Source organism: Photobacterium sanguinicancri, assembly GCF_002265265.1.
GTDB classification, from domain to species: Bacteria; Pseudomonadota; Gammaproteobacteria; order Enterobacterales; family Vibrionaceae; genus Photobacterium; species Photobacterium sanguinicancri.
Genome location: NZ_NOIF01000304.1, coordinates 1 through 3,040, shown reverse-complemented (window position 1 = coordinate 3,040; position 3,040 = coordinate 1). Strand labels below are relative to the sequence as shown.

The following is a 3,040-nucleotide window of genomic DNA, read 5'->3' as shown; positions in this document are numbered from 1 at the left end:
TATTATTGACAGATTTGAAAAAGAAAAACAAAAGATTTGCGAGTGGGTAAGCGAATTTTTTGCAACTTATTTCAAAACCAAAACCAAAACCAAAACCAAAACCAAAACCAAAACCAAAACCGAATCAAATCAAGTTCAGTTATCTGCTAGGTGTGATGCTAGAGAGTTGACGCTGTCCCGCTATATTCTGCAATGCAAAGATTTGTTTATAAATAGTGTAGTAGCGGCTGATATTTCCGACATATACAACAGGCTCTAGTCCAATTTTTTTCCGTGCGATCACTTCAACGTTGTTAAACCATTCATCGGCATTGAAACCTTGTTCAGCGGCGAGTCTTCGCATGCGTTTAATACGCGCAGGGCCGGCATTATAGCTAGCAAGCGCAAAATACAGCTTATTTGCTTCGTCTATGTCGGTGTCACCTTTGTAGTAGCGTGTCAAAATAAAATCCATGTATTTAACACCAGCATGGATATTGTTATCAATATTGTAGATGTTAGGGATATCGATATAAGGCTCTCGTGCTGTCTGTGGCAAAACTTGCATAATGCCGACAGCACCCGCATGGGAACGTTTAGACTGATCAAATTGTGATTCTTGAAATGCTTGGGCTGCAATGATCAACCAGTTAATTTCGTATTTATCGCCATAACGCGTGAATCGTTTTTCGAGTTTTTTGAATTTTTTAATATTCTCAGGGCTCACCACTTTTTGAAACCAAGCTTGGCTATTAAGGTAACGATTAAAAATCACGTTGCCATTCAGAGTGCCACGGCGGTTATTGCTGATAAAGCCATTGACGATTTTTGCTAACTCAGGACTGTTCTTCCTAAACATCCAACCAATTTGACCACCCGTACGAATAGGGGATTGGGTATGTACCTGTAAATCATCAGTGACTAAATCCCAGAACTCGGCTTTATGGCTATCGAGCACAGTCATAGTAATCATGCCTGACTGAATCATTTTAAGTAGTTCGTAATCTTGCATGGTTTCTTCAATGAAATGTATCTGCATTGGCGGCAACTTTTGTTGTTTCAATGCGCGATTAATCTTTCGGATACTTTGATAATAACTAGAGCTAGGCCGTACCCATACAGCCTGATCCGCAAGCTGTTCAAAACCCGTAATCGGTTTGGTTTTGTTGGAGGTGATGAAAACCTCATTAATATCTTTCAATATAGGGGCGCTAAAATCGACCTTGGTAGCGCGCTGGGCTGTAATAGTGAGGTTGGCCGCTGCAATGTCACCAATACCCGCCATAAGAGCGGGCAGTAGTTGATCGCGTGCGATGGGAATGACACTGAGGTGAAGGCGTTGATTGGTATGCTTAGCAAGGTATTTCTCAAACAAGATAAGCATTTCAGATACCACCCCTTTGGGCCTTCCTTTGTCGAGGTAATAAAAGCCAAGATCAGCAGCAACAAGCACACGAATAACCCCCTCATCTTTGATGGTATTAAGATCACCAGTGTGCCGAATGGTGGGTATTGGAGAGATCTCAATGGCGCTAGCCGACGTCGTAACAAGCCCTGCACTTATCATGATGGCAATAATCGTAGCCCATAAACGTAGTAAATAGCGGAGTTTAGTAAGCAGGCATCCACTTACTGTTTTGCTAAGACGGTTTGGAGTGCCACTATACGGGGAGGCTGTATTCACAAAGTTCACCAGCTTTAGCCATAAAAGAGTGATAGCAGTGAGTGTTCAGTCAGTATAGTAAAGATGGTGTCGTTACAGGGAAGGCTTAGCCTTTTACTTGCTCATGACTCGGGGGGGAGCTCGTGAGCATACTAGGTGGATAGTTTAGGCTGCTGAGTAATAATATTGATTTCTGCCCAATTGTTTCGCTTTATACAAATAGTAATCGGCCTCTTTAATAAGGCTCTCTGGCCCTATATGTTGACGCCACTGTGCAATCCCTTGGCTAACTGTTACCCATTCGCTGGTATTGGAGTCAGGGTGTACAATGGCTTTGTTAGCCAGGTTTGTCTTAATGCGTTTCACAACTTGTAGCGTGCCAGCTAAATCGGTATTAGGCAGCAAAACGACAAATTCCTCACCGCCATAACGAGAGACGCTATCTGTGCTGCGCTTCAAGCTTCGCTGGATAATATTAGCCACATTACGAATACATTTATCGCCTTCTACGTGCCCCAATCTATCGTTGTAATTTTTAAAATGGTCAATATCAATCATGACCACGCCGAGTTCACTCTGTGTGCGTTTTGTTCGTTGAAATTGTTTATCGAGTTCATATTCAAAGAAACGGCGGTTATGGATGTCAGTCAGTTGATCGCGTGAGGCCATATCGGAGAGTTTTCTCATCAAGCGATTATTTTCATGCTCTTTTTCTATATTGTTATAAAACCAGCGATAAAGGATGCGTCGCCCAGATTCAACAACTAGGCAGGCTGCTATGAGTTTCTCGGTTGGGAGAATGAAAGCGTTTTTAGCTGAAACAAAACTGAGAACAGTACTAACGAATAATATCGGTAATATGCCAGCATAAAGGACGGGGCGATAAGAGAAAAAACCTAGTAAAACAATCATTAACATTATATCGCTAAGAATGTCAGCTGCATCGTAATAGTCACCGCCAATAGATATTAAGGCAATAATTGCAGCCCAACAGGTACTAAACGTTGATGCATAAGCAATGCTGGCTATTTTCCAGCGTGCATAGAAAAACGGAATGTTTAAGAGATTAGCACCGAAGATAAAGACGAGGCTGCATATGATAGCCAGCAGGAAAAACTGGTCGAAATAGCTATCAATGATGCCTGTATCTTCTATGCGAAAAGAGAAAGTCATCATTAATAGGAAGAAGAGAGAAACAGCAGAAGCCCAACGAAAGCCTGTTGATAGATTGGTAAGTGCAGCTTTGTCTACTCGAGCGGTTAGGCTGAGTTCATCCATGTAAAAAACATCCAAATTAAGTGTCTATCTATTCTACTTTATTTTAGCTGTCTCTTTACACATGTGACGGTGCCGACGAATAGCCATGTGTTGATCACGGTGGTAGCCGTATCATTAAAA

At 41.9% G+C, this 3,040-nt stretch carries 2 protein-coding genes; both read right to left on the bottom strand.

Annotation, left to right across the window (positions count from 1 at the left end):
• Window positions 1-139 precede the first annotated feature (139 nt).
• Window positions 140-1,663 (bottom strand): MltF family protein, encoded by a 1,524-nt coding sequence (locus tag ASV53_RS23405; RefSeq protein ID WP_338091434.1) that lies wholly within the window; start codon window positions 1,661-1,663, stop codon window positions 140-142.
• 144 nt (window positions 1,664-1,807) lie between these two features.
• Entirely contained in the window at window positions 1,808-2,920 is a 1,113-nt protein-coding gene (locus tag ASV53_RS23400) for a GGDEF domain-containing protein (RefSeq protein ID WP_094958909.1), read from the bottom strand.
• Window positions 2,921-3,040: the final 120 nt, after the last annotated feature.

Excerpts from the sequence above, each read along its gene's own strand:
- ASV53_RS23400 (WP_094958909.1), bottom strand. The coding sequence starts at position 2,920 with ATGGATGAACTCAGCCTAACCGCTCGAGTAGACAAAGCTGCACTTACC.